Here is a 24,444-nt window from a genome sequence, read left to right on the forward strand (position 1 = left end):
GATCGCGACAGGATTGAATATCCTGAAAACGTTCCGCTTTGAAAATAGTCCAAACAAAAAAAACGCTCAAGCAAACTTGGCGTTTTTTTTGTTTGGACTATTTATCCGTGATCGCGACAGGATTCGAACCTGTGACCGTCTGCTTAGAAGGCAGATGCTCTATCCAGCTGAGCTACGCGACCATTAAAGCGGTGCAAATATAAAACATCCTAATAATAAAACAAGATAATTGTTTCTTAATTTGGGACGATTATTCCACTATTCAAAATAGCTAAAAGTTTCTCCGTCCTTTATTTTTAAGAGGGATTCATAAATCAGTCGAATCACGTTTTCAACATCATTCCTGTGCACCATTTCTACGGTGGTGTGCATGTATCGCAATGGTAGGGATATCAACGCAGAAGCCACTCCCCCATTACTGTAGGCAAAGGCATCTGTATCGGTTCCCGTTGCTCTTGATAGCGCCGAACGCTGAAAAGGAATATCTTTTTCCTCAGCCGTATCGATGATTAAATCTCTTAATTTTTGTTGCACAGCAGGGGCATATGCCACTACCGGCCCCTTACCTATTTCCATGTGGCCTTCCTTCTTCTTCTCTATCATCGGCGTCGTGGTGTCATGTGTAACATCGGTTACTATAGCAACATTAGGCTGAATGGTTTCGGTAATCATTTGAGCGCCACGCAACCCGATTTCCTCTTGGACGGCATTAGTGACATACAAACCAAAAGGCAATTCTTTCTTGTCCTCTTTTAATAACCGTGCCACCTCAGCTATCATAAAACCACCCATGCGGTTGTCCAATGCACGGCATACAAATTTATCCTCATTCAAAATATGGAATTCATCCGGGTAGGTAATCACACAACCTACGTGGACTCCTAATTTTTCAACTTCCTCCTTATTGGCGCATCCGCAATCGATAAAAATATTATCCAATTTTGGCGGCTCCTCCTTTGCTTTATTTCGTGTATGAATCGCAGGCCATCCAAAAACGCCTTTTACTACGCCTTTTTTTGTATGGATATCGACCACTTTACTCGGCGCAATCTGATGGTCGCTTCCGCCATTTCTAATCACATAAATCAACCCATTATCGCTGATATAATTAACGTACCATGAAATTTCATCAGAATGTCCTTCAATCACCACCTTATATTTAGCCTTGGGGTTAATAACGCCCACCGCAGTGCCATAAGTGTCCGTTATAAACTCATCCACATAAGGCTTCAGGTAGTCCATCCATAGTTTTTGGCCCTCCCATTCGTAACCCGTGGGAGCCGCATTATTTAAATATTTTTCTAAAAATTCAAGAGATTTCTCGTTGAGAATTGATTGCTTCGACATATGTAAAAAATTTGCACTAAAATAATAATATAAATACAAAATGGATGTTTAACAGAATGTAAATTCTTAATTTTGGAACTGTTTTTGCTCCAAAGGAATCTGCAATGCGCTACCTTAAATATATATTCGTCCTTTTGCCTTTTTTTGCTTTGTCACAGGTGACCGATGTGGAAAAGGATTCTACAGATATCAAGTACCTCATTATTGAAGGCGATTCCGTGCCCAGAAAGTCTATTGATCTGGACGAGGTGATGTTGCTACATAGGTTGAAATTTGACAGTAAGAAGGATAGAATTCGATATTTAATCCTGAGAAAAAAAACCATAAAGGTTTACCCCTACGCGAAACTTGCCGCAGAAAGGTTAGACTCACTAACACAGCGATTGAAAACCATCACCAAAAAAAGACAACAAAAAAAATATACCAAGCAAGTACAAAAATACATTGAGGAAGAGTTTTCTGCAGAACTGAAAAAATTTACCCGTACCGAAGGTCAAATTTTAGTAAAGTTGATTCATCGCCAAACGGGCAGAACGGCATTTGATTTGGTAAAAGAACTCCGAAGTGGCTGGCGCGCCTTTTGGTATAATACCACTGCCACCATGTTCGACATTTCGTTAAAAAAGGAATACGACCCTTTAAATGAAAAGGAGGACTACCTTATTGAAGACATCCTTCAACGAAACTTCCAAAGTGGACGTTTAGAACGTCAGAAATCAGCATTGGATATTGATTTTTATGACCTGACGGATAAATGGCTGTACAATAAAACCGAGGAGTAAGCCATGCGCATCCAAACGCCTTTTGAAGAAAAACTCAATAGCCTAAGTCATGGCATTGGGGCTTTGTTTGGAATTGTGGCCTTGGTGCTACTTATCATTTACGAAACGCAGAAAACACCTTGGAGCCTATTTAGCGTCATCATTTATGGGCTTTCCATTATCATTTTGTTTACGGCCTCCACTTTTTATCATGCCTCCAAAACAGAACGGCGAAAACATTATTTTAGAATCCTCGACCACATTAGCATTTACCTTTTAATTGCTGGCACCTATACACCTGTTTCTATAATTTCTTTGGAAGAAAGCATTGGTTGGAAATTATTTTGGGCGGTTTGGGGCATTGCATGTTTTGGCGTAATCCTAAAAGTATTCTTTACGGGCAGGTTTGAATTCTTTTCCGTGTTGCTCTACCTCGTGATGGGCTGGTTGGTAGTTTTTGATTTTTCCGCATTGTCGCAAGTCATTGGGAGCGGAGGCATACTTTTCCTTTTTGCTGGGGGTTTGGCCTATACTCTGGGCATCGTATTCTATGCCATTGAAAAAATTCCCTACAACCACGTGATTTGGCATCTTTTTGTGCTGGCGGGCGCCATTTGTCATTTCTTCATGATATTTTTCTATGTGATATGACTGAGATTGTAAAAGCCGCAGAGGAAAGGCAATTCAAATTAATTGAAAATCTGGCCGATAAAATTTGGCGGGAACACTACACGGCAATTATTGGAATAGACCAAGTCAACTTCATGTTGAAAAAATTTCAATCCTTTGAAGCTATTCAGGAACAAATCCATCAAGGGTACCTCTATTTCATATTGAAATTCGAGAGAAAAGAAACCGGTTACATTTCCATAAAAAAAGATAAAGACGCGCTTTTCTTAAGCAAGATTTATGTGCTAAAATCTCTGAGAGGCCATGGCATTGGAAAGAAAGCGATGGAATTTATTGAACAAAAGGCATTGGAACTAAACTGTTCCTATATACAATTAACAGTGAACAAAAACAATGTAGACTCCATTAAAGCCTATGAAAAAATGGGGTTTGTTAAACAAGAAGATATAGTTATTGATATTGGAAACGGTTTTGTGATGGATGATTATAGGATGACGAAATCTATTAGTTGATTTTGTCACCCTGTCCCTATAGCTATCGGGATTGTTTCAGGGTCTCATGATAAGGATGAGATTCTTCGCTTCGCTCTGAATGACATTTACTTTCTCGCCTCAAAAATCTTCAAATGGATAAAAGTTGCCATCTTTCTAGCACGCCGCTTGGCATTTTCGGCATAATCACCCTCAAACAATTCATTGATTGTCTCAAACCATAAATTGAGCCAAATACCAAAATGCATTTCGGTAATACTATGCCCAAAAGCCTTGTCAACTTTAACATGAGCCTCCAAAGGGTCGCCAGTATATCTGGTCTTCAAAAACAAACTGGATTCCCAAAAGGTAGTCAGTAGTTCAAAATGCGCATCCCAATTCTCGATCGTTTCGTTAAAAAAAGGTGCTAAAACTTCATCTTTCCTCACTTTGGAATAAAACGATTTCACTAATAAAAACACATCGTCCCTAGTTTTTATATCCTGTTTTACCATAGTTCAAAATTAGAATTTTAAAGCGATACTCGCTCATTAAAAAATCATAAATCGTAAATCTTAAATCGTAATTCTTCTTTATTTTAGCAGAATGATTTCAGTAGTACTTCTTGGGGCTGGTAACGTTGGCACACATTTATTTAAGGCTATAAACAAATCCAATCAAGCAACTGTAAAACAATGGTATAACAGAAGCATCAACAGCATTTCATCTTATAAGAATAAGGTTTCCATTACAGATAATATCAAGGATTTAGAGGAAGCAGATATCTATATTTTAACCGTTGCTGATGAGGCCATTGCTGGTATTTCTTCGCAGTTGCCTTTTGAAAATAGATTAGTGGTACACACTGCTGGAAGCGTCAACATTCACGATTTGGACAAAAAGCATAAACGTGGCGTACTCTATCCTTTACAATCCTTGAGCAAATCCGCGAAAGTAGATTTTAAGGATGTCCCGATTTGCATTGAAACACTTGACAAAGCCGACTATCATCTATTAAAATCTCTGGCATTATCTCTAGGTAGCCCCGTAAAAAAAGTGAATAGCGACCAGCGCAGGGTATTGCATTTAGGAGCCGTTTTCGTCAACAATTTCACTAATCAAATGTACCGGATTGCACACGAAATCACTGAGTCGGAAGCTACGGAATTCGACCTGCTGAAACCGCTAATTATGGAAACCGCCCGAAAAGTCCAAGATATGTCACCCTACATGGCACAAACTGGCCCTGCCATGCGCGGCAACCTAAAAACCATTAAAAAGCATTTGGCGCTTCTGAAAAAGGAACGGCACAAAGACATTTATAAATTAATCACCCAATCCATTCAAAATACCCATGGCGGAAAAAAGCTATAAAGAATACTTAAACCATATCACCACATTCATTTTTGATGTGGACGGCGTTTTAACAGATGGTACAGTGCACGTTACCTCTACGGGAGAAATGCTCCGAACGATGAACATCAAAGATGGTTATGCCCTTAAAACTGCGGTTGACCAAGGTTTTAACGTCTGCATCATTTCGGGAGGAAGTAATGAAGGCGTTAAAAAACGTTTGTCAGGACTTGGCATTAGGGATATTTATTTGGGTGCCCACAATAAAATTGAACAATTGGACGACTATTTCCGAAAAAAAGGAGTTTCCTCCGAAAACGTACTTTATATGGGCGATGATATTCCTGATTACCCTGTAATGAAAGGCATTGGCCTGCCTTGTTGTCCACAGGATGCTGTACCCGAAATTAAGGCGATTTCAAAATATGTATCCCATAAAAAAGGGGGCAAAGGGGCCGCCAGGGATGTGATTGAACAGGTGCTGAAGGTACAGGGCAAATGGAATGGCAATTTTGATGCTAAATATGACTGAGTTCAGTTGGCAGTGGTCAGTAGCAGTTCGCAGTCAGATAAAAGTTTAAAATGAAACCTTGAACTTATAACTTTAAACTTTTGAATTTCCTAAACCTTTTTCGTTGGAAAAACCTTTTAATGATTGCGGTTGCGCAACTCCTCATTAAATATAGCCTTCTGGAACCTTTTGGGGCCAATACGGCTTTGGATGGATTTGAAATCACCTTATTGATTCTTGCAACAATTTGTATCGCGGGAGCTGGCAATGTTATTAACGATATATATGATATTGAAACAGATGCCGTTAATAAACCGGATAAAGTTATCGTCGGTAAATCTATTTCAGTGGCCACGGCTTATAACTTATTTATCGCATTAAATGTTATCGGCGTTGGACTTGGGTTTTATCTGTCGAGTCGCATTGGGAAACCTGCCTATTTTTCCATTTTTGTGGTCATTTCAGCTCTGCTTTATATGTATGCCAGTTATCTGAAACGGTTTCTAATTATTGGGAATGTGGCTGTTTCCGTTTTGGTGGCACTAAGCATTTTGATTGTTGGCTTATTTGAACTCACTCCCAATATTTCTGCTTTAAACCGAGACCTGCAACTCACCTATTTCAAAATAGTTTTGGATTACGGATTATTTGCATTTGCCATCAATCTGCTTCGCGAAGTTGCCAAAGACATTGAGGACATCGATGGGGATTACAAGGCGGCAATGCACACCTTGCCCATTGCCATTGGTAGGGAACGTTCCATAAATTTGCTGACAGTCTTAAACTTTTTAATACTTTTTGGCATTACCTTTTATGTGATTTCGGATTTGTACAAATACCCAGTGATGGTGGGCTATTTCCTTTTGTTTATAATTGGTCCATTGATTTACGTTAGTATCAAATTATTTTGTGCCAAAGCAAAAAAAGACGCCACTTTGATCAGCAACCTTTACAAATGGATTATGTTTTTTGGCATTCTCTCATTACTTTTATACAAATATGTCCTTCTGAAGGGATAGTTCTAACGAGTATCCATCGAAGCAGAAGTGCTAAAACGTTTTCAATTTTTGGAATCTTAAAGACTTCGACAATAAAATGGAACTAAACATATAAACACAAGAATCATGAAATATTTAAAGTACATCTTAGGAATTTTAGCTGTTTTGGTCATTGGTTTTTTTCTTTTGGGATTAATCAAATCTGAAATAAGTTATGATTGTGAAATTCAGGCAAACAAACCTTTGGCCGAATCTTGGGCAGTTGCACAGGATGAAGAGAAAATGACGGAATGGTTGGAAGGATTTCAAAAAGTTGAACACGTCAGCGGGACTCCGGGCACTGTTGAAGCGGTATCAAATGTGTATTTTATTGCCGATGGAACCGAAATGATGATTAAAGAAACCATAACAGAAATTGTCCCCAACGAATCTATTTCGATGCTGTTTGAATCCGATTTCATGACCATGGATTACCAATTGAACATGGCATCTAAGGACGGAAAGACAATAATTAGCTCAACTACAACCACTAAAGGCAATGGACCATTTTCTAAATCGTTGATGGCGCTGATGGGAAGTTCCATTAAAGCACAGGAGGAAACTAATTTGGCGCGTCTCAAGGCTACAATCGAAAATAATACCAAGAACTATTTTCCGGCTAAAGAAGTTCCCGCAGTCCAAAACGAAGATTAAATCAGTTCGAGAAAACTTCAAATGCTAAACAAAACACTCAAAAACCACAACATTATTTTAGCCTCTAAATCCCCAAGAAGGCAAGCCTTCTTCAAGGATTTAGGGTTAAATTTTGAAATTCGGTTAAAGCCCGTAAAAGAAGAATACCCTCCCCGATTAACGCATTTTGAAATCAGCAATTATCTTGCGCAATTAAAGGCACTACCGTTTAAGGATGAATTGCAACCCAAAGACATTCTAATCACCAGCGACACCATCGTTTGGCACAACGATACCGCTTTAGGAAAACCGGCCGATGAAGCGGACGCGATTTCAATTTTAAAATCTTTAAGCAATGCCACCCACGAGGTGATTACTTCGGTGTGCTTCACGACAACAGACTATGAAAAAACCTTGCACAACATCACAAAAGTGACCTTTAAAGCCTTGTCCGATGCCGAAATAAATTATTACGTCAACACCTTTAAGCCTTTCGATAAAGCAGGTGCTTACGGCATCCAAGATTGGATTGGGCAAATAGCCGTAACTAAGATTGAAGGCTCCTATTTCAATGTGATGGGACTCCCCGTGCATCTTGTTTACAAAACGTTAAATGACATTGTAGATAAGGCATAAGTTTGTAATTTTGATGGATTTTGGATACTATTAGAAAATTACTTTTTATTTCAGGAGTATTAACCCTTTTTGAAGTTGTAGTTTACAAAATGGTAATTCGATTTGGCGATTGGCTTTACCCTTTGAATGAAATTGGTGTAAGTTGGCCTATTTATGAGTTCTATTCCCTTGGCCTCTTAATCTATTTTATTTTTTTGGTAAATTTTGTTTTATCCCTAATGAATATCAAAAAGCTGTCTTTGTTTGTGATTTTTGGTCTTTTAGCTATTTATATATACCTAGTCCATGAACCTTATGAAACGCGACCCTTAAGAGTATTGTTAAGAATTTTATTGGCCACGTGTTTTACCTGCATATCACTATTTGTAGTATATCGCTGGAATAACAAAGTAAATCAGGAACCAGATTCTCTTTAAAATTGAAATTATGATGACCGAAATAATTAGATTAAAAGTTTTGTTCTTATGCACGGCTATGGTTTTAGTGGCATCATGCAAAAACAGCAAGAATTCAAAACCCGATGAACTTTTGGCAATCAACAGTTCCAGCGAAACACAAAAACCAAAAACACCCCTAACCCAAGAATTTAAGGACTATTGGTATGCTGGCGAAGCTGAAATCACCTCTTTCAAATTGGAACAGGCCCGTTACGGAGAAATCCGCGAAGGCAATGCCGTTTTAATTTATGTTACCGAGGATTTCTTACCGGAAGCTCAGGTAAAGGCGGACAACCAAAACCCAAAAAATGTTCCCGTTTTAAAATTGAATGCCACCAAAAATTTCAACACTGGCATTTATCCTTATTCCATCATGCAAAGTACCTTTTACCCTGTTGGGAACCATCAACACGCCATCAAGATTTCCAGCTCCATGCAGGAATGGTGTGGCCATGTGTATGCTCAAATGAACAACAGGGAGCAGTTCGACATCATGTCCCACTCCTATTTTGAAGGTGAGGCAGACCAACGTTTTAAACTGGAAAAAACCGTTTTGGAAAACGAACTTTGGACGCAACTGCGCATCAACCCACAATCCCTTCCAACAGGAAATATTGAGGTCATCCCGTCTTTTGAATTCACAAGATTGAAGCATGCTAGTATTAAAGCGTATGAGGCCAAAGCAACACTGAATACTGGTAGTTACACCCTTTCCTATCCCAATTTAAACCGAACGCTGACTATTAATTTCAATCCCAATTTTCCTTATGATATTTTAGGTTGGGAGGAAACCTTTAAAAGCGGCTTTGGCTCCAGTGTCAAAACACTGACTACTAAGGCTTCAAAGCTAAAAACCATCAAATCCCCTTATTGGCAAATGAACCATAATAAAGATGAAGTTTTGAGGGATACGCTACTACTAAAATAATTTTGCCCGTATCTTTGTGGCGTAATCAACCTCCATTTTTATGTTTGCAAATTTCCTTGAATCCTACGAAAAAGAATTAATCATTACAGGATTTGTAATTCTGGCCTTGTGCATTCTCGGCTTTATCACCACGATTCTGATAAAAAAAATCGGTAAAAAAAGTGGCATCAACGAAGCTAGAATACGACTCATGGTGCGCTATTTAACGGTATCACTTTTCATTTTGGCCATCTTAATCGAGGCATTCGTCTTTGGTGCCAAATTCGAGGATATCGCCGTCATCTTTTCATCGGTCTTTGCCATTTTGGGTATTGCCCTTTTTGCCATATGGTCCATCCTGAGCAATGTCACTTCAGGCATCATTATGTTTTTTAACTTCCCATATAAAGTAGGAGATAAAATTGAAATCCACGACAAGGATTTTCCAATAACCGCTATAATTGAGGACATCCGGGCCTTCCAGTTGCATCTGCGTTTGGAAAATGGCGATTTGGTCACCTATCCCAACAACCTGATGCTCCAAAAAGCCGTAACATTGGTTGAAAAGGATGCCATTGAAGGTACCGGCAACGATGATGGTTCGGATATCGTGTAACTATTGTTATTCACAATTTGATGTCCTCTATTTTTTCAAAAATACCTGTGATGTCAGGTTGAGCCTTTCGACTGCGCTCAAGACAGGCTAAAGTCAAAACCTATTTAAACACAACCTAGTTCTTTTAACTTTCTCATGAGTGAAAGTAATATGCGTTGGTTTCGCCAAATTTTATTGCCTGAATTGTGGCAAAATGTTGAAATCCTCTTATCTTTAAGCTATGCTTAAAAAAGTACCTCGACCTCGCGTCTACAGATCCAAAAAAAAACTGGGACAAATACCCGGCAGTGTGGTCTACACCGGCGAACGCTCCAAGGAAAAACTGCTCATTGAAACCTTTGACTACACAAAGGCCGATTGCACCGAAAAACTGTTGGCATCCGTTCAGGAAAGTTTTGAATACAAAAACACCGAATCCGTCACTTGGATCAACCTAAACGGGCTCAACCATGTAAAAGATATCCAAGCCCTCGGGCAACATTACGAACTGCACCCATTGGTGATGGAGGACATCGTAAACATTGCTCAGCGTCCAAAAATTGACGAATACGAAAACTACCTTTTTGTAGTGCTGAAAATGGTGTATTACGACAAATCCAAAAACATCGTTTCCGAGCAGGTCAGTTTTGTCTTGGGCGAAAATTATGTGCTGTCCTTTCAGGAAGCCGAAGGCGATGTGTTTGATACCGTGAGGGATCGCCTCCGCCATGCCAAAGGCCGTGTGCGCAATATGCAGTCCGACTATCTGCTCTATACGCTGATTGATGCCATAGTGGATCATTATTTTACGGTAATTGAAATCCTGGGCGATAAAATCGAGGATTTTGAAACCGAAATATTTGCAGGCAAAATTGAAGAAGACGCCAGCCGAAGCATCCAAGACCTAAAACGCGAAATCCTGAGGGTGCGCCGAGCCATATTCCCGTTGCGCGAAGTCCTCAACCGCATCGAAAAGAACGAAACCGAGCTCATCCAAAAAAAGACCCTCACCTATTACCGCGACATTTACGACCATTTAATACAAGTCACCGAAAACATCGATATCTACCGGGAAATGACATGGAGTTTAATGGATATGTACATGACCACCATCAGCAACCGGATGAACGAAGTCATGAAAGTCCTCACCATCATGGCCTCCATCTTTATCCCCCTCACCTTCATCGCGGGCATCTACGGCATGAATTTCGAGTACATCCCCGAACTAAAGCACCGCAACGGCTACTTCGTCGTTTGGGGCGTCATGTTACTCATTTTTTTGGGAATGATGTATTATTTCAAGCGGAAGAAGTGGTTGTAGGTATGGGCAGAATACCGACGTCACTTCGAGTGATTTTGATTTTTTTTAATCAAAATCGTATCGAGAAGTTGGGCGTTCCCCTCGATGCAACGTAAGAAAGTCTCATAATACAGCCGTCCTCGGGTCTGGCTTTACTCATTGGTCTATATTTCAAATTAATGAATTCGTGAATGTAAACATTTCACTACTCAATCTTTTTTAAACGTCATTGCTGCAAAGGTACGACCAAAATAATCTCATCAATATAATACGAAAGATTGTAGATTGCTTCGTTACACTCGCAACCACGAAGATTAAAAAGGCACCCCACAAACCACCTCCAAAACCTCTTGCGTCACAGGGTGTAAAAAGGTTATGTGCTCCGCATGCAAACACAATCGCCCCCCTCTTTTGCCATACAAGTCATCCCCAACAATTGGTGTGTTTAGCCCATCAACATGTGCCGCATGCACCCGTAATTGGTGGGTACGCCCTGTAATAGGGTAAAAATGAATCCGTGTTTTGCCGTGTTTCACTTCAACCACTTCAAATTTAGTTTTAGCAGGTTTACCGTGTTCATAGCACACCAACTGCTGTGGACGGTTATCCAAATCCACGCGGAGAGGTAAATCGATGACGCCTTCTTTTTGAGTGATTTCTCCATCCAACAAAGCGACATATCTCTTTTTTACGGTGCGGTCAATAAACTGTTTTTGCAGGTTTTTATGCGTTTTTTCGTTTTTGGCAACTAACAATAATCCAGAAGTGGACATATCCAAACGGTGCACCAACAAAGGGCCTTTAGCCTTTGGCAAATAGCGTCGCATGCGTGTCAATACTGATTCCTTAATGTGTTTCCCCGGAACGGATAAAAACTCATGTGGTTTATTGACCAAAAGCAAATAGTGGTCTTCATAAACGATTTCCAAAGGTGCATTATGCTCCGCGACACTGTCGATAGGATTATCTTCAACAACCAGACCCTGCATCATATGGCCCAAAATGGGTTCACATTTACTGCGGCACGAGGGATAAAACTGTTTATGTTTCCGCACCTCAGACTTCGGTGAAGCCCCCCACCAAAACTCCGCCATAGCAATGGGCTTTAAATTGTTTTCATAAGCATATTGAAACAACTTCGGTGCCGCACATTCCCCCGAACCCGCGGGAGGTGGCACTTGGGCATCGTCAAAAATATCGATCAAATCTTTGGTTTCCCCATTGGCACTGAGAAATCGGTACTGTTTGTGCAATCGCTTTTGTAGGGAAGCCGATAAAGCCGCACGTTTTTCCTTTAAGGCTTCAATCGGAGCTAAAACCCTTTCTAGTTGTACTTTTAAGTTTTCGATTTTGGTTTGTCCTTCAGCTTTAAAATCCCTCAATCTAAAATGATAATAAATGCTTTGTTGGCCCAAATTTTCTAAAACCGTTTCATATTCGGCAGGTGACAGTTCGGCTAAGGCTATATCTCGTTTCGCTTTGCGCTCTTTTTTTTTGGCTTTTAATTCGGTTTTAAAAGCTTTTAACTCTTCATCAAAAGTGTTTTGTCCCTGTTCTAAATCCTGTTTTGCTTTTAGCAATTCAGGTGCAGTTTCCAATGCATCAATCTGTCGGTTCAATTCATTGAGTTCAGCCTCTCCTTTTTTATAAAAACCGGTGGCATCCAAAGTATCAAAAACGGTGGGCACAAAGCCTTTGTGGGTGTTGCTTTCTGCCAGTTTTCCAGAAAATGCCGCCAAATAGCCCAAAGCACCCTTTTCATTTTGCACCACCATCACCCCGAACATCTTCCCGATAACCAAGCCCCTAGCCTCAGAACGCAATCCAAAATTATGCTGAAAATCAGTTTGTTGAGCTAAGTAATCTTGCAAATCCCTTGAAGCGAGCCTGCTCAACTCGCGCGGTTCATAATAAAACGGAAAGGTGAATTTCTTTGGAAGTTCAATTTCCACATCAAGGTCCAAGGGGTGAAAAAAAGTTTCGGTAAATTTAGCTGTTGCCATCTTTCAAAAAATCCCCAGAAAGAATTCTGGGGGCATCTTTTACATTCTGGTTGTAAAGATACACCCAAGCTTTTATAGCATCACCATATTCAGTAAAACAATCGAGGATTTCCCGTTTGAACAAGCTTGAGGCCTCATCCAAAGCATCATAACCTTCATAATCGTCCAAAACCTCGAAAACAGTGGTCGTATGTTTTAACTTAAAAATAGAGCCGTAAACGGTATCGCCAGAATCAGCACTACACGTTGCACCCGGGAACCACGATATTTTGTAGAGTTTACCCTGAAAATAGCCCTTGCAAACATATTCAGAATTACGCAATAAAAATTCGGACATGGCATTGCCAGAGCCTTTCTGCAATGTGCCGTAAACCATTAAATAATCCGAAAACAAAAGTGAAATTGAAGTTTACACGAAGCGCTGTAAGTCCACCTCGTTTACTTGTCCGTGGGAGGCATGCGCCACCAACTCGCCATTTTTAATCACCAAAAGCTGTGGCGATTCGTGCATCAATTGAAACTTTTCGGCCACTAAATCCGAAACTTTTCGATAGCTCAAAATATCCAAATAGTACAAATCCAGCTCCTTTTCACCAAAGTTATAATCCTTAACAAACTGGCGCTGCACCATACTACTGATACCGCATCGCGTGGAATGCTTAAAAATAACCTGAGCAGTAACCCCAGATTTCTGTCCTATATAATCGATTTGCCCGGCGTCGTTTAGAGGAATCCACGGCAGTACCTTTTCCTCCCGCTCCGTTTTTTCACCAAATAATTTGTTCAATAATCCCATTTATGCTATTAATTGTTCTTTCATGGTTAAACGTAGAGCATTCGCTTTTAGTGTAATTTATTTTGGGCGTTACCCACAAGGGGTCGGGCTTTACGCTCCAAGTCCTCACTCGTGCCTCGCTGTGGGCTTTCCACTGCAATCCCTAACGCACCACTCTTACGCGCTTACTCATACCCTAAGTCGCCTATCCTTTCCATAGCTTACAACTGACTAAAAGTCACGTTCTTCAGGAAAAACCAAGACATTTTGTCTTAAAATACGTCGTTATTAGAATTGGTAAGATAATTGACCTAAAGGAAGCGTAAAGGTAAAAAGAAAATACAACAAATGAACTTAAATAATTATACAATAAAATCACAAGAAGCCATACAGCAAGCCCAACAGATTGCACAAGGCTTTGGCCACCAACAAATTGAAAATGAACATATTTTCAAGGGTATTTTTGAGGTGGACGAAAACGTATTGCCGTTCATTTTGAAAAAACTGAACGTCAACGTTTCTATCTTAGAACAGGCGCTAGATAAACAATTAGAGAGTTTTGCCAAGGTTTCTGGAGGCGATTTAATGCTTTCGCGTGAAGCTGGAAAGGCGTTAAACGAAGCTTCGATTATTGCCAAAAAGATGAAAGATGAGTTTGTATCCATCGAGCATTTGATTTTGGCCGTTTTTAAATCGAACAGCAAAATTGCCCAAATGTTAAAGGACCAGGGCGTGACCGAAAAAGGTTTGAAACTGGCGATTGAAGAATTACGCAAAGGCGAAAATGTAACGTCCCAAAGTCAGGAGGATACTTATAATTCATTATCAAAATACGCCAAAAACCTGAACCAATTGGCAAAGGACGGCAAGTTGGACCCCGTTATCGGGCGCGATGAGGAAATCCGAAGGATACTTCAAATTTTATCCCGTCGTACCAAAAACAACCCGATTTTAGTAGGTGAACCCGGAACAGGAAAAACAGCCATCGCTGAAGGTTTAGCCCATCGGATCATCGATGGTGATATTCCCGAAAACTTAAAAGAAAAACAAATTTTCGCGTTGGATATGGGGGCACTAATCGCTGGCGCCAAATATAAAGGTGAGTTTGAAGAGCGACTAAAGGCTGTCATTAAAGAAGTAACAACAAGCGATGGCGATATTGTTCTCTTTATAGACGAAATCCACACGCTTGTTGGAGCCGGTGGCGGACAAGGCGCGATGGATGCGGCTAATATTTTAAAGCCTGCATTGGCACGTGGCGAACTCAGGGCTATCGGTGCAACCACATTAGACGAATACCAAAAGTACTTTGAAAAAGACAAGGCTTTGGAACGTCGTTTTCAAAAGGTAATGGTGGATGAACCCGACACCGAAAGTGCCATTTCCATTTTGCGGGGTATTAAGGAAAAATACGAAACGCACCATAAAGTGCGCATAAAAGATGATGCTATTATTGGTGCGGTGGAACTATCGCAACGCTATATTACCAACCGATTTTTACCGGACAAAGCCATTGATTTGATGGATGAAGCCGCTTCCAAAATGCGCATGGAAATCAATTCAAAACCCGAGGAATTGGATGTTCTGGATAGAAAAATCATGCAGTTGGAAATCGAGATTGAAGCCATTAAACGTGAAAAGGATGAGAGTAAATTGAAATCCCTTCGCTCGGATTTGGCTAATTTGAAGGAACAGCGCAACGATATTTTTGCCAAATGGAAGAGTGAAAAAGAAGTGGTAGATCATATCCAAAACACAAAGCTGGATATCGAAAACTTCAAGCTGGAAGCAGAAAAAGCGGAACGCGAAGGCGATTACGGCAAAGTTGCGGAACTGCGTTACGGCAAGATAAAAGAAGCCCAAGAACAACTTGAAGCGCTTCAAGAGCAATTAAAAGCACAATCTGAAAACTCCTTAATAAAAGAAGAAGTCACTTATGATGATATCGCGGAAGTAGTTGCTAAATGGACGGGTATTCCCGTAACAAAAATGGTGCAGAGCGAACGCGAAAAGCTTTTGAAATTAGAGGATGAACTGCACAAACGCGTTGTTGGCCAAGAAGAAGCCATCGAGGCCGTTAGTGATGCCGTAAGACGTAGCCGGGCTGGATTACAAAACCCACAAAAGCCTATCGGTACATTCCTGTTTTTGGGCACGACAGGCGTAGGTAAAACGGAACTGGCAAAAGCGCTAGCCGAATATTTGTTTGATGACGAAAATGCGATGACAAGAATTGATATGAGTGAATATCAAGAACGCCATGCGGTCAGCAGATTAGTGGGCGCACCTCCGGGATACGTAGGTTACGATGAAGGTGGTCAATTGACAGAAGCCGTGCGCAGAAAACCCTATTCCGTGGTATTGTTGGATGAAATTGAAAAAGCACATCCCGATACTTTCAATATCCTACTACAAGTGCTGGATGAAGGGCATTTAACAGATAACAAAGGCAGGGTTGCTGATTTCAAAAATACCATCATCATCATGACCTCCAATATTGGAAGCCATATTATACAAGAGCGATTTGAGGCGACTAAAGATATTGATTCCGCCATTGAAGCTTCAAAAGTAGATGTATTGGCACTTTTGAAACAGAGCGTAAGACCAGAGTTTTTAAACCGAATTGATGACACAATTATGTTTACACCACTCACAAAGGAAAACATTGTCGCCATAGTAGGTTTACAGCTCAAAAATGTAGCGAAGATGCTATTGCAACAAAACATCACTTTTGATGCTACTTCGGAAGCCATTAGCTATTTAGCTGAAAGAGGCTACAATCCCGAATATGGCGCAAGGCCAGTGAAACGGGTGATTCAAAAAGAAGTGCTCAACGCCTTAAGCAAGGAAATTTTGGCCGGAAAAGTGACAACAGACAGTATTATTCTATTGGATGCCTTTGACGACCAATTGGTCTTCAGAAATCAGAGCGATTTGGTAGAAAATGCATAAAATTTAGTTTTGGTTGGTCCCGATAGCTATCGGGAGAAAAGCAACGCGATTCTTTTATAAAGATGAACGTTGCTTTTTTTGTTTTTACTGTACATCGGGAACTTCACCTATTTTGTCGAAAAGCGGTTCGACCAATCGTCCAATAAATCGTTAAAATTCATTTTTTTTAAAATTAAATCTTTAACTTAGCCCAACATTTTTATGTCCCAAATCCAACATAAAATTCACCCTTTTTGTTTCCCTCTTGTTAAGTAAATTATAAACTATTAAATAGAAAACCTCTATGAATATTGCACAGTACATTGATTACACTTGCCTCAACCCTTCCGCTACAGAACATGATATAGTTGAGTTATGTAAACAGGCCATTGAGCATAATTTTCATAGTGTTTGTGTCAATAGTTGCTATGTGGCTATGGCGAAGCAAATCCTTAAAGATTCCAATACTAAAGTATGCACAGTTGTAGGATTTCCTTTTGGATCAGCAGACAGTAAAGCAAAGGTCTTTGAAGCCGAAAATGCCATAAATGATGGGGCAGATGAAATTGATATGGTACTAAATCGTGGGTTTTTGAAAAGCAAAAACTACGTAGCCGTGTTAAGGGATGTGCTGAATGTAAAAACCGCAATTGGAAAAAAACCATTGAAGGTCATTCTCGAAATTTCGGAATTAAACAAAAACGACATCATCAAGGCTTGCGAAATTTGCCTTGATGCCAACGCCGATTACATTAAAACCTCCACTGGATTTGCAAAAAGCGGGGCTACGTTTACCGCCGTGAAAATCATCAAAAAAACGGTTAAAAACAAAATGAAGATAAAAGCTTCGGGAGGTATTAGCGATTTTGAAACCGCATTGAAGTTTATTGATGCAGGTGCGGACAGAATTGGCACATCAACTTTAATAAAATCATTGTACAATGCCCGTCAAATCCGAAATACGCGGATTTTCAAGCAGTATATCCAGACGATTGAGAATACTGATAGCAACGAGCAACAGCAGAATCAAGAGTCCACTGAGACCAGTAAAATATCGAAAAATTAATCTATCAGTTTGAAATGAATGGCCTGCCCCATGTATTTCTGGGCTAATACGTTGATGGCTGTTTCTTTCAATTGAAATATTCTTGGATAGCCTCCCGTCGTTTGACAATCGCGCATCAAAATAATCGGTTTTCCCGAAGGCGGTAATTGTATCGTTCCGGGTAATACGGGAGCCGTGAGAATAGGTGCCAAATTATTTGCCACTGTTTCTTCCAGACGATAACCCATTCGATTGCTGTCTTTTGAAATGGTAAAGCCTTCCTCCAACAATTTGGATTGTTGCGTCTTGTTTAATTTATCAAATTCCGGACCTTTAAATACCTCAATATTATCTTTTAAAATATAATCCCGATTGACTTTAAAGGATGCGTTTTTTGGTTTGAGCCCAACGGGCGTCTCGTCAATTGAAATCGTATCGCCCTTATTAAGTCTATTGGATGCCGTAATTCCCGGGTACATGCTGTAACTACCCATCACCTTTTCTCCTTTAAAACCCCCTTTAACTGCCAAGTAGCTTCTAAACCCATCGTTGAGCCTTCCAAGCGATAAAACGTCTCCCTTATGGACAGAAATTGTCCGGTTCAAAGGCACACTTTTATCATTTATATTTGGGGAACTATCGGCACCGCAAACCGCTATTATAGTTGGGCAATGAAACTTGAGTTTTAAGCCCATCATAGTGATTTCCAATACAGGTAAGTTTTCTGGATTTCCAACCAAAGTATTGGCCACAGCAACAGCATATCTATCCATTACCCCCGAATAAGGTACCCCAAATTTTTGAAAACCGATACGGCCAAAGTCCTGAATACTCGTAAATATCCCAGGCTGTAAAACCTCAACCATCAATCACCTCGCTCTCCATTTGATACAAGCCTTCTTTTACCAAAGTTTTGATATCCTCATAGCCCGAACGTGAAATTGGCACAAATTGTACTTGGTCCAATGCACTTGCAAAACAGGGCTGTTCTTTATGCGGATCGAAAAATGAAATTGGCGAATTACCAATAATATGCCAGCCCCCTGGGCTTTCGCTTGGGTAAACTCCCGTTTGACCACCACCAATGGCCACAGCCCCCTTTTCAATCTTTAGGCGAGGCACGGCCTTTCTTGGTATGTGAAGCGTTTCATCCAATCCCCCTAAATACAGAAATCCGGGCAAAAACCCGATAAAGTAAACGGTATAAATAGCTTTTGAATGCATTTGAACCACCTCCTTTTTTGACAACTTTTTCCCTTTGGAAAGTGCATCCAAATCAATACCAAAATCGTCATCATAACATACCGGGATTTTCCATAATCGCGACGGTCGTGGCTTAATTTCTGACGGATTCCGATAAATTTCTTTTAGTCGCCCAACTTCTTCTTCAAAAGAAAAATGATTTTTATAAACAACTAATAATGAATGATAAGCCGTATTTACCTCAACAATATGTTTTAACCGATTTTCAACAGAAAATTTAAATAAGAGTATGTCCGAAAGGATGTCCTTATCAATTTTAGCAGGCCATTCCACCAAAATAGCGCATTCCCCAAATCTTTGGTATTTAGGTTGGAATTTCATCAACTAACTTGGATACCTTTGGCCTTCAACCGAAGGAACAATTCCCTAACCAACCTTACCGCATTGTGATTATCCCCGTGAATGCAAAAGGTATGTGCCTCTATAGGTTGCAATGCCCCGCTGATGGTTTTCACTTTCTTGTCCTTAATTATCCTAAAAACATGCTCAAACATAAGGTCAGGGTCTTGGATGATGGCGTTGGCCTCTGTCCTGTTGACCAGAGTCAGGTCGTCATTGTAATTTCTGTCCGCAAAGGCCTCATAAATAATAGGGATGTTATTCTCAATTGCAATTTTGGCAATAACGGAATTGAAAGGCACATAAAGCTTAACGGGCGCCACTATGGTTTTCATGGCCTCCACAAAACAAGTGGCTGTTCGGCTATCGATAGCGGCCAAATTATACAATGCGCCATGCGGCTTTACATGGTGCAGGTCCAAATTTTCAACTTCCAGCACATGCCTTAAGGCATCCATTTGATCCTCAATAGCTGTAAACAAGGCGGCACAGGACATCTCCATGGGCACTCGGCCAAAATTGTCTTTATCTGGAAAAGAGGGGTGCGCACCGATTTTTACACCGTGATCCTTGGCAAGTTTTACAATTTTTTGCATGGTTCTATGATCGCCCGCATGCCCCCCGCAGGCAATATTACACGACGAAATATAAGGCATCAGTTGGGATTCATTACCAATGCCTTCACCAACATCTGCGTTTATATCAATGATAAAATTGTGCACTAAAATAGGTTTAATTGCAACACTTTATGGAGTGCTACAAAGGACAACAACAAACTCAGCACTAAGATAAGACAACCAAAAATATTTTGCCAGAGATTGTTTTTATAATTCCCCAAAACGGAGGTTTTATTCACTACCCATAGTAGGAATCCGGCAACAACCGGCAATAAAATGCCATTGGCCACCTGGGCAAACTTAATAATGGCAACGGGCTTAACGCCCAGTGAGGAGAACACCACCCCGAGCAACAACACAAAGCCCCAAACACTCCTAAAACGCGGTGAACGCATCCCACCGTTCCATCCCAAGCAACCTTTTGCTACGTAGGCCGCCGCAAGCGGAGCGGTTATCGCGCTCGTGATGCCCGCCGCAAAAAGGCCTATGGCCAAAAATACTTTTGCAAAACTTCCGAAAAGAGGCTCTAAACCTTTAGCCAAATCGGCCGCGCTTTCTACGGATGTTGATGATACCGAAGCTGCGGAAACAATAATACCCATCGATACCATGCCCCCTAAAATGATGGCAATAACTGTATCCTTTCTGGCGTATTTCAAATCGGATACATGTTGCCATTTCTCTTTGACCAGCGAGGCATGCAAAAACAAATTGTAAGGCACAACTGTAGTCCCGATTAAGGCAATGATAGTAAGCAAACTATCCTTTGGAAATTTTGGCATTAAGGCCCCCTTTAAAACATCGGAAAGATTGGGTTTAGTAATCACGGCAGTTGTTAGAAATGCCAAACTCATTAAAACTACTAAAGATACCAATAGTCTTTCCAAAACTTTATAATTGCCAATGAAGAGCATGACGAAGGCCACTGCCCCAATGGCAAGGCTATAAAGGTTAAGGGAGAAGCTTCCCAAGTTCAATTTTTGACTTCCAAAAATGGCTTCCAAACCCAAAATCCCGCCACTGATATTCCCTGCCTCATAAGCCGCATTGCCAAAGGTTATAGCAGATAAAATCAAAAGCACCGCAAAACCCTTAAAAATGGGATTTTTGATTTCGCTTTTAATAATTTCCGAAAGCCCCTTTTGGGAAATAATGCCAAGTCTTGCAGCCATTTCCTGAAGCACGATGGTAGCCACCACAGATAACAACATGGCCCAAAGCAGTGCATATCCAAAATTTACGCCTGCCAGCGTACACACCGTTACCGTACCCGGGCCGATAAATGCGGCCGCAATTAATGGACCGGGGCCGATGTTTTTTAGGAGGTTTTTGAACAAAGTATAAATGTTTGAAGGCACTTGTTTAAACCAAGCCTTTATAACATGGGCAATTTAGGGGTTTTTTAAAGGGTTTGCAATTGGATTGAGGGTTTTAAAAATTCTGCTGGCATTTATATTGAAAAAATACCAGTCGTTGCAAACGAGTAATAGCGGATGGCCGAAATAATATCTAAACCCCTGCTACTCTAGTTTTCCCAACACGCTACCGCTAGCTTGTAGCTAGTGGTTTTGTTAAAAACAAAAGCCCCTTCGTTATCACAAAAGTTTTTACCTTAATTATTTTTTGTCCTATCTCTGTTCTTACTCTTACCGCCACTAGTCACAGACTAGCGGTAGCGTGGGGAGGAACGGGCTACCAACCTTCCTTCAAGAAATTAACATCTACAGGCAAAGTTATGTAATAACAATCATTGTACTTAGATAAATATATTTTTAAACTCCAGTTATTATTGTTAGAATCCTTCAACCTCATGACATATCTCTCATTTATATGGCCAGATTCTTCCTCTGTTTTCTCTAATGTAAAATCTATCAACTCAAAACCAATATTATCAATCTTATGAATTTTTTTTAAAGTACCAATAAATATATTATAACTCCCTCGCTACCGCTAGCTTGTAGCTAGTGGTTTTGTAATAAACAAAAGCCTACTCGTTATCACAGAAGCTTTTGTCATAATTATTTTTAGTCCTATCTCTGTTCTTACTTCTTACCCTACCTCCACTAGTCACAGACTAGCGGTAGCGGGGTAGCGAAGCACTTCTTGATAAAAAGCATTTGTCTTAAAGAAAAGTTAATACTATTTTACTCTCGTCTTTCATCGAGTAAAATAGGATATTTTTAATAATAATGGAGTTTTTTAGAAATCCATTTCTTACGTTCATCTGTAAATTATGTATTTAATCGATGATTTATTTAATTAAAATTGATTTCATCAAAAAAAAGCTACGCATTAATGCGCAGAACATCGAAAAAATATGTAATTAATAGAAGTTGATAGGTTTTTGGTTTAATTTTATGAAAATTATTATTTAATCCATTCATACCCAAATCAATGGGCAATAGAAAAAGACATATAAAAATTCCCTTACCAAAATGGACCTGGTGGCAAGTCGGGCTATTTGCAGTAATGCTAATTTTGGCTTTACGGTCCGAAATAAAAGCTGATGATATAATAGAACTTGTAAAGATTATTAAAAACAAATAGCTCTACTTATCTAGCTCCGCAAAGTCTCCCGACTTTGAGGTCTTTACAATTCTTAAAATTATCTAAACCTTTCAATGCTAATATTGATTATATTTTGTTATTGTCGATTTATTTAAAACATCTACAATTGGATGATCTACAATTTCAATATCAACTAAGCCTTCATCATTTATATAATTACTAGCACTAGAATATCTATAGTGTGACGCTTTTTCAACAATACCAGCACGCACAGGATTTAGGTGAATATAGTGTAACTTAGACCACATAAATTTATGCGAGTAAATTTCTTCTGCATGATTCCCGTATTGCCAAAATTGATAATTTTTATTTCTGCTATGTGTTTCTGTGGCTTTTTTAAACCTTTCTAACATCCACTCTCTTCTGCTTTCTGGTTCATTTTGTATTTTTTCTAAAATGCTTCTAGCAGTAAATTTTTTAAAATCTCTGATTAAATCTGATAGCTTACCGTCTTTAGATTGCAATATTAAATGTACATGATTACTCATTATTACATAGCCGTACAAAACCATTCCTTTATTTTTTACACAAAATCTTAAGCAATCGATAACGATATCTTTATACGATTTTCGTGTAAACACATCTATCCAATCAACTACCGTTGCCGTTATAAAATGAATTTTTTCTTGGTCTCTTATAATGTAGCCTTCTTTCAATTTTAGGTTTTAATATTTATTCTATTTGTGTTCCTCAAAGTCGGGAGACTTTGCGGAGCGTTTAGTTTCAACTTGATTAAGGCAGTTGTTATCCCAACCACCCCTCTCTGTCCAAACTTCTATATTGAATCGCCTCGCTAATATGAACTCCTTGCACATCTTCAGAACCTTCCAAATCTGCTATAGTTCTGGCTACTTTTAATATTCTGTCATAGGCGCGAGCCGAAAGGTTTAAGCGTTCCATCGCAGTTTTCAGCAGTTCCTTGGAATTATCATCCAACACACAATATTTTCGAATTTGCTTGGTGCTCATCTGGGCATTGTAATGTACATTTTCATTATCGGCGAAACGTTGGCTTTGAATATCACGAGCCTCGGTAACACGTTTTCTTATCTCCACAGAAGATTCTCCCTTTCTGTCATCCGAAAGCTTTTCAAAAGGCACTGGCGTTACTTCAATATGAATATCAATTCTGTCCAACAATGGCCCGGAAATCTTACTTAAATAGCGTTGCATTTCTGCTGGACTTGAGGTTACTGGTGCATCGGGGTCGTTAAAATAGCCTCCCGGACTCGGGTTCATACTCGCCACCAACATAAACGACGAGGGATAGGTTACAGTAAACTTCGCCCTGGAAATGGTGACTTCCCTATCCTCCAAAGGTTGGCGCATCACTTCCAAAACATCTCGCTTAAACTCAGGTAGCTCATCCAAAAACAAAACACCATTATGTGATAATGAAATTTCCCCGGGTTGTGGATAGCTCCCGCCGCCGACAAGCGCCACATTCGATATGGTATGATGTGGACTTCGAAATGGGCGTTGCGACATCAACCCCGTATCTTTTACGCGTCCCACTACGGAATGTATTTTTGTGGTTTCCAATGCTTCATGAAGTGTCATTGGTGGCAAAATACTTGGCAAACGTTTGGCCAACATGGTTTTTCCTGCGCCCGGTGGGCCAATCAAAATAATGTTATGACCTCCAGCGGCGGCAATTTCCATACAACGTTTGATGCCTTCCTGACCTTTCACGTCCGCAAAATCAAATTCTGGGTAATTTAGATTTTTTTCAAACTCCTTTCTTGTATCGATAATAGTCTGTTCTAAAGGCTCACCTTTGTCAAAATACTCAATAACTTGCTTAATATTGTCAACACCATAAACCTCTAAATTATTTACTATGGCCGCTTCCTTTGCATTTTGAATAGGTAAAATAAAACCTTTAAACCCCTCTTCCCTGGCCTTTACCGCAATAGGCAATGCCCCTTTTATGGGTTGCAAACTGCCGTCCAAAGACAATTCGCCCATAATTAAATATTGCTCTAAATTTTCGGCTTTTATTTGACTGGAAGACGCCAAAATCCCAATGGCCAAGGTTAAATCATAAGCACTGCCCTCCTTACGCAAATCGGCTGGCGACATGTTAATTATAATTTTCTTTCCCGGGATTTTATAACCGTTGTTTTGAAGTGCGGCGGCAATTCGGTAATTGCTTTCTTTTATGGCATTGTCCGGCAACCCAACCAAATGATAGCCAACACCCTTATCTGTATTTACCTCAACAGTTACGGTTGAAGCCTCAACACCGAAAACGGCACTGGCAAAAACTTTATTAAGCATAGTAAT

The 24,444-nt window shown here is 40.0% G+C and carries 25 protein-coding genes and 1 tRNA gene; 14 read left to right on the top strand and 12 right to left on the bottom strand.

All coding sequences use genetic code 11. The features are described from left to right. Positions 1–108: 108 nt before the first annotated feature. Positions 109–182: transfer RNA gene (locus H7U19_RS14400), tRNA-Arg, on the bottom strand. A gap of 76 nt (positions 183–258) precedes the next feature. Further along, positions 259–1,347: a M42 family metallopeptidase gene (locus tag H7U19_RS14405; protein WP_186563576.1), complete on the bottom strand. Its 1,089-nt coding sequence runs from the start codon at positions 1,345–1,347 to the stop codon at positions 259–261. Between the two features lie 104 nt (positions 1,348–1,451). On the opposite strand from H7U19_RS14405, the gene H7U19_RS14410 reads away from it, so the two are divergent. Genes H7U19_RS14410 through H7U19_RS14420 form a run of 3 tightly spaced genes read left to right on the top strand, consistent with a single transcriptional unit; the run spans position 1,452 to position 3,250 of the window. Further along, positions 1,452–2,129: a DUF4294 domain-containing protein gene (locus H7U19_RS14410; protein ID WP_186563577.1), complete on the top strand. Its 678-nt coding sequence runs from the start codon at positions 1,452–1,454 to the stop codon at positions 2,127–2,129. Positions 2,130–2,132: 3 nt separating this feature from the next. Next, on the top strand, positions 2,133–2,759 hold the full coding sequence (trhA, locus tag H7U19_RS14415) for a PAQR family membrane homeostasis protein TrhA (RefSeq protein ID WP_186563578.1): 627 nt from the start codon (positions 2,133–2,135) through the stop codon (positions 2,757–2,759). Next, the gene (locus H7U19_RS14420; protein WP_186563579.1) at positions 2,756–3,250 is read left to right on the top strand and encodes a GNAT family N-acetyltransferase; all 495 of its coding nucleotides are present in this window, start codon (positions 2,756–2,758) and stop codon (positions 3,248–3,250) included. The genes trhA and H7U19_RS14420 overlap by 4 nt, the downstream gene beginning before the upstream one ends. Positions 3,251–3,336: 86 nt before the next feature. Here H7U19_RS14420 and H7U19_RS14425 read toward each other — a convergent pair whose 3' ends face one another. Beyond that, the gene (locus H7U19_RS14425) at positions 3,337–3,723 is read right to left on the bottom strand and encodes a group III truncated hemoglobin (RefSeq protein WP_186563580.1); all 387 of its coding nucleotides are present in this window, start codon (positions 3,721–3,723) and stop codon (positions 3,337–3,339) included. Positions 3,724–3,814: 91 nt separating this feature from the next. Here H7U19_RS14425 and H7U19_RS14430 point away from each other — a divergent pair, with 91 nt between their 5' ends. From H7U19_RS14430 to corA, 9 genes are all read left to right on the top strand, one after another. Further along, positions 3,815–4,582 carry a Rossmann-like and DUF2520 domain-containing protein gene (locus tag H7U19_RS14430; protein WP_186563581.1) on the top strand — a complete coding sequence of 256 codons (768 nt, stop codon included), beginning with the start codon at positions 3,815–3,817 and terminating at the stop codon, positions 4,580–4,582. Further along, positions 4,563–5,093: a KdsC family phosphatase gene (locus H7U19_RS14435; protein WP_186563582.1), complete on the top strand. Its 531-nt coding sequence runs from the start codon at positions 4,563–4,565 to the stop codon at positions 5,091–5,093. Before H7U19_RS14430 ends, H7U19_RS14435 begins: the two co-directional genes overlap by 20 nt. An 80-nt stretch (positions 5,094–5,173) precedes the next feature. After that, positions 5,174–6,091 (top strand): geranylgeranylglycerol-phosphate geranylgeranyltransferase, encoded by a 918-nt coding sequence (locus H7U19_RS14440; RefSeq protein ID WP_186563583.1) that lies wholly within the window; start codon positions 5,174–5,176, stop codon positions 6,089–6,091. A 105-nt stretch (positions 6,092–6,196) separates the two neighbouring features. Continuing rightward, a complete protein-coding gene (locus H7U19_RS14445) occupies positions 6,197–6,763 on the top strand; it encodes an SRPBCC family protein (protein ID WP_186563584.1) in 567 nt (188 codons plus the stop codon). 21 nt (positions 6,764–6,784) lie between these two features. Then, the gene (locus H7U19_RS14450) at positions 6,785–7,378 is read left to right on the top strand and encodes a Maf-like protein (protein ID WP_186563585.1); all 594 of its coding nucleotides are present in this window, start codon (positions 6,785–6,787) and stop codon (positions 7,376–7,378) included. A gap of 20 nt (positions 7,379–7,398) precedes the next feature. Then, complete coding sequence (locus H7U19_RS14455; RefSeq protein WP_186563586.1) at positions 7,399–7,794, top strand: hypothetical protein; 396 nt, start codon at positions 7,399–7,401, stop codon at positions 7,792–7,794. A 13-nt stretch (positions 7,795–7,807) separates the two neighbouring features. Continuing rightward, positions 7,808–8,743, top strand: a complete 936-nt coding sequence (locus H7U19_RS14460) for a septum formation inhibitor Maf (RefSeq protein WP_246454824.1) — start codon at positions 7,808–7,810, stop codon at positions 8,741–8,743. Between the two features lie 40 nt (positions 8,744–8,783). Continuing rightward, the gene (locus H7U19_RS14465; protein ID WP_186563588.1) at positions 8,784–9,338 is read left to right on the top strand and encodes a mechanosensitive ion channel domain-containing protein; all 555 of its coding nucleotides are present in this window, start codon (positions 8,784–8,786) and stop codon (positions 9,336–9,338) included. Between the two features lie 220 nt (positions 9,339–9,558). After that, positions 9,559–10,638, top strand: a complete 1,080-nt coding sequence (gene corA, locus H7U19_RS14470) for a magnesium/cobalt transporter CorA (protein WP_186563589.1) — start codon at positions 9,559–9,561, stop codon at positions 10,636–10,638. 293 nt (positions 10,639–10,931) lie between these two features. Here corA and H7U19_RS14475 read toward each other — a convergent pair whose 3' ends face one another. Genes H7U19_RS14475 through ytxJ form a run of 3 tightly spaced genes read right to left on the bottom strand, consistent with a single transcriptional unit; the run spans position 10,932 to position 13,416 of the window. Next, on the bottom strand, positions 10,932–12,620 hold the full coding sequence (locus H7U19_RS14475) for an RluA family pseudouridine synthase (RefSeq protein WP_186563590.1): 1,689 nt from the start codon (positions 12,618–12,620) through the stop codon (positions 10,932–10,934). Further along, positions 12,607–13,014 (bottom strand): gamma-glutamylcyclotransferase family protein, encoded by a 408-nt coding sequence (locus H7U19_RS14480; protein ID WP_186563591.1) that lies wholly within the window; start codon positions 13,012–13,014, stop codon positions 12,607–12,609. The genes H7U19_RS14475 and H7U19_RS14480 overlap by 14 nt, the downstream gene beginning before the upstream one ends. 15 nt (positions 13,015–13,029) lie before the next feature. Continuing rightward, entirely contained in the window at positions 13,030–13,416 is a 387-nt protein-coding gene (gene ytxJ / locus H7U19_RS14485) for a bacillithiol system redox-active protein YtxJ (protein ID WP_186563592.1), read from the bottom strand. Between the two features lie 327 nt (positions 13,417–13,743). Here ytxJ and clpB point away from each other — a divergent pair, with 327 nt between their 5' ends. Next, positions 13,744–16,347: an ATP-dependent chaperone ClpB gene (clpB, locus tag H7U19_RS14490; RefSeq protein ID WP_186563593.1), complete on the top strand. Its 2,604-nt coding sequence runs from the start codon at positions 13,744–13,746 to the stop codon at positions 16,345–16,347. 283 nt (positions 16,348–16,630) lie between these two features. After that, positions 16,631–17,392, top strand: a complete 762-nt coding sequence (gene deoC, locus H7U19_RS14495; RefSeq protein WP_186563594.1) for a deoxyribose-phosphate aldolase — start codon at positions 16,631–16,633, stop codon at positions 17,390–17,392. Here the strand turns inward: deoC and H7U19_RS14500 are convergent. The 6 genes from H7U19_RS14500 to H7U19_RS14525 all read right to left on the bottom strand — a co-directional run bounded on the left by H7U19_RS14500 (position 17,389) and on the right by H7U19_RS14525 (position 24,438). Beyond that, positions 17,389–18,237 carry a 5-oxoprolinase subunit C family protein gene (locus H7U19_RS14500; protein WP_186563595.1) on the bottom strand — a complete coding sequence of 283 codons (849 nt, stop codon included), beginning with the start codon at positions 18,235–18,237 and terminating at the stop codon, positions 17,389–17,391. The genes deoC and H7U19_RS14500 overlap by 4 nt on opposite strands. Then, on the bottom strand, positions 18,230–18,955 hold the full coding sequence (gene pxpB / locus H7U19_RS14505; protein ID WP_186563596.1) for a 5-oxoprolinase subunit PxpB: 726 nt from the start codon (positions 18,953–18,955) through the stop codon (positions 18,230–18,232). Before pxpB ends, H7U19_RS14500 begins: the two co-directional genes overlap by 8 nt. Further along, entirely contained in the window at positions 18,955–19,695 is a 741-nt protein-coding gene (gene pxpA / locus H7U19_RS14510) for a 5-oxoprolinase subunit PxpA (protein WP_186563597.1), read from the bottom strand. Before pxpA ends, pxpB begins: the two co-directional genes overlap by 1 nt. Then, positions 19,695–20,927 carry an Nramp family divalent metal transporter gene (locus tag H7U19_RS14515; RefSeq protein WP_186563741.1) on the bottom strand — a complete coding sequence of 411 codons (1,233 nt, stop codon included), beginning with the start codon at positions 20,925–20,927 and terminating at the stop codon, positions 19,695–19,697. The genes pxpA and H7U19_RS14515 overlap by 1 nt, the downstream gene beginning before the upstream one ends. Positions 20,928–22,214: 1,287 nt before the next feature. Next, the gene (locus tag H7U19_RS14520) at positions 22,215–22,814 is read right to left on the bottom strand and encodes an REP-associated tyrosine transposase (RefSeq protein WP_186563598.1); all 600 of its coding nucleotides are present in this window, start codon (positions 22,812–22,814) and stop codon (positions 22,215–22,217) included. An 88-nt stretch (positions 22,815–22,902) separates the two neighbouring features. Next, a complete protein-coding gene (locus H7U19_RS14525) occupies positions 22,903–24,438 on the bottom strand; it encodes a YifB family Mg chelatase-like AAA ATPase (RefSeq protein WP_186563599.1) in 1,536 nt (511 codons plus the stop codon). Positions 24,439–24,444: the final 6 nt, after the last annotated feature.

Origin of the sequence: Hyunsoonleella aquatilis, assembly GCF_014270105.1 — a bacterium.
Classification (GTDB): Bacteria; Bacteroidota; Bacteroidia; order Flavobacteriales; family Flavobacteriaceae; genus Jejuia; species Jejuia aquatilis.

Excerpts from the sequence above, each read along its gene's own strand:
- H7U19_RS14405 (WP_186563576.1), bottom strand. The coding sequence starts at position 1,347 with ATGTCGAAGCAATCAATTCTCAACGAGAAATCTCTTGAATTTTTAGAA.
- H7U19_RS14410 (WP_186563577.1), top strand. The coding sequence starts at position 1,452 with ATGCGCTACCTTAAATATATATTCGTCCTTTTGCCTTTTTTTGCTTTG.
- trhA (WP_186563578.1), top strand. The coding sequence starts at position 2,133 with ATGCGCATCCAAACGCCTTTTGAAGAAAAACTCAATAGCCTAAGTCAT.
- H7U19_RS14420 (WP_186563579.1), top strand. The coding sequence starts at position 2,756 with ATGACTGAGATTGTAAAAGCCGCAGAGGAAAGGCAATTCAAATTAATT.
- H7U19_RS14425 (WP_186563580.1), bottom strand. The coding sequence starts at position 3,723 with ATGGTAAAACAGGATATAAAAACTAGGGACGATGTGTTTTTATTAGTG.
- H7U19_RS14430 (WP_186563581.1), top strand. The coding sequence starts at position 3,815 with ATGATTTCAGTAGTACTTCTTGGGGCTGGTAACGTTGGCACACATTTA.
- H7U19_RS14435 (WP_186563582.1), top strand. The coding sequence starts at position 4,563 with ATGGCGGAAAAAAGCTATAAAGAATACTTAAACCATATCACCACATTC.
- H7U19_RS14445 (WP_186563584.1), top strand. The coding sequence starts at position 6,197 with ATGAAATATTTAAAGTACATCTTAGGAATTTTAGCTGTTTTGGTCATT.
- H7U19_RS14450 (WP_186563585.1), top strand. The coding sequence starts at position 6,785 with ATGCTAAACAAAACACTCAAAAACCACAACATTATTTTAGCCTCTAAA.
- H7U19_RS14460 (WP_246454824.1), top strand. The coding sequence starts at position 7,808 with ATGACCGAAATAATTAGATTAAAAGTTTTGTTCTTATGCACGGCTATG.
- H7U19_RS14465 (WP_186563588.1), top strand. The coding sequence starts at position 8,784 with ATGTTTGCAAATTTCCTTGAATCCTACGAAAAAGAATTAATCATTACA.
- corA (WP_186563589.1), top strand. The coding sequence starts at position 9,559 with ATGCTTAAAAAAGTACCTCGACCTCGCGTCTACAGATCCAAAAAAAAA.
- H7U19_RS14475 (WP_186563590.1), bottom strand. The coding sequence starts at position 12,620 with ATGGCAACAGCTAAATTTACCGAAACTTTTTTTCACCCCTTGGACCTT.
- ytxJ (WP_186563592.1), bottom strand. The coding sequence starts at position 13,416 with ATGGGATTATTGAACAAATTATTTGGTGAAAAAACGGAGCGGGAGGAA.
- clpB (WP_186563593.1), top strand. The coding sequence starts at position 13,744 with ATGAACTTAAATAATTATACAATAAAATCACAAGAAGCCATACAGCAA.
- deoC (WP_186563594.1), top strand. The coding sequence starts at position 16,631 with ATGAATATTGCACAGTACATTGATTACACTTGCCTCAACCCTTCCGCT.
- H7U19_RS14500 (WP_186563595.1), bottom strand. The coding sequence starts at position 18,237 with ATGGTTGAGGTTTTACAGCCTGGGATATTTACGAGTATTCAGGACTTT.
- pxpB (WP_186563596.1), bottom strand. The coding sequence starts at position 18,955 with ATGAAATTCCAACCTAAATACCAAAGATTTGGGGAATGCGCTATTTTG.
- H7U19_RS14525 (WP_186563599.1), bottom strand. The coding sequence starts at position 24,438 with ATGCTTAATAAAGTTTTTGCCAGTGCCGTTTTCGGTGTTGAGGCTTCA.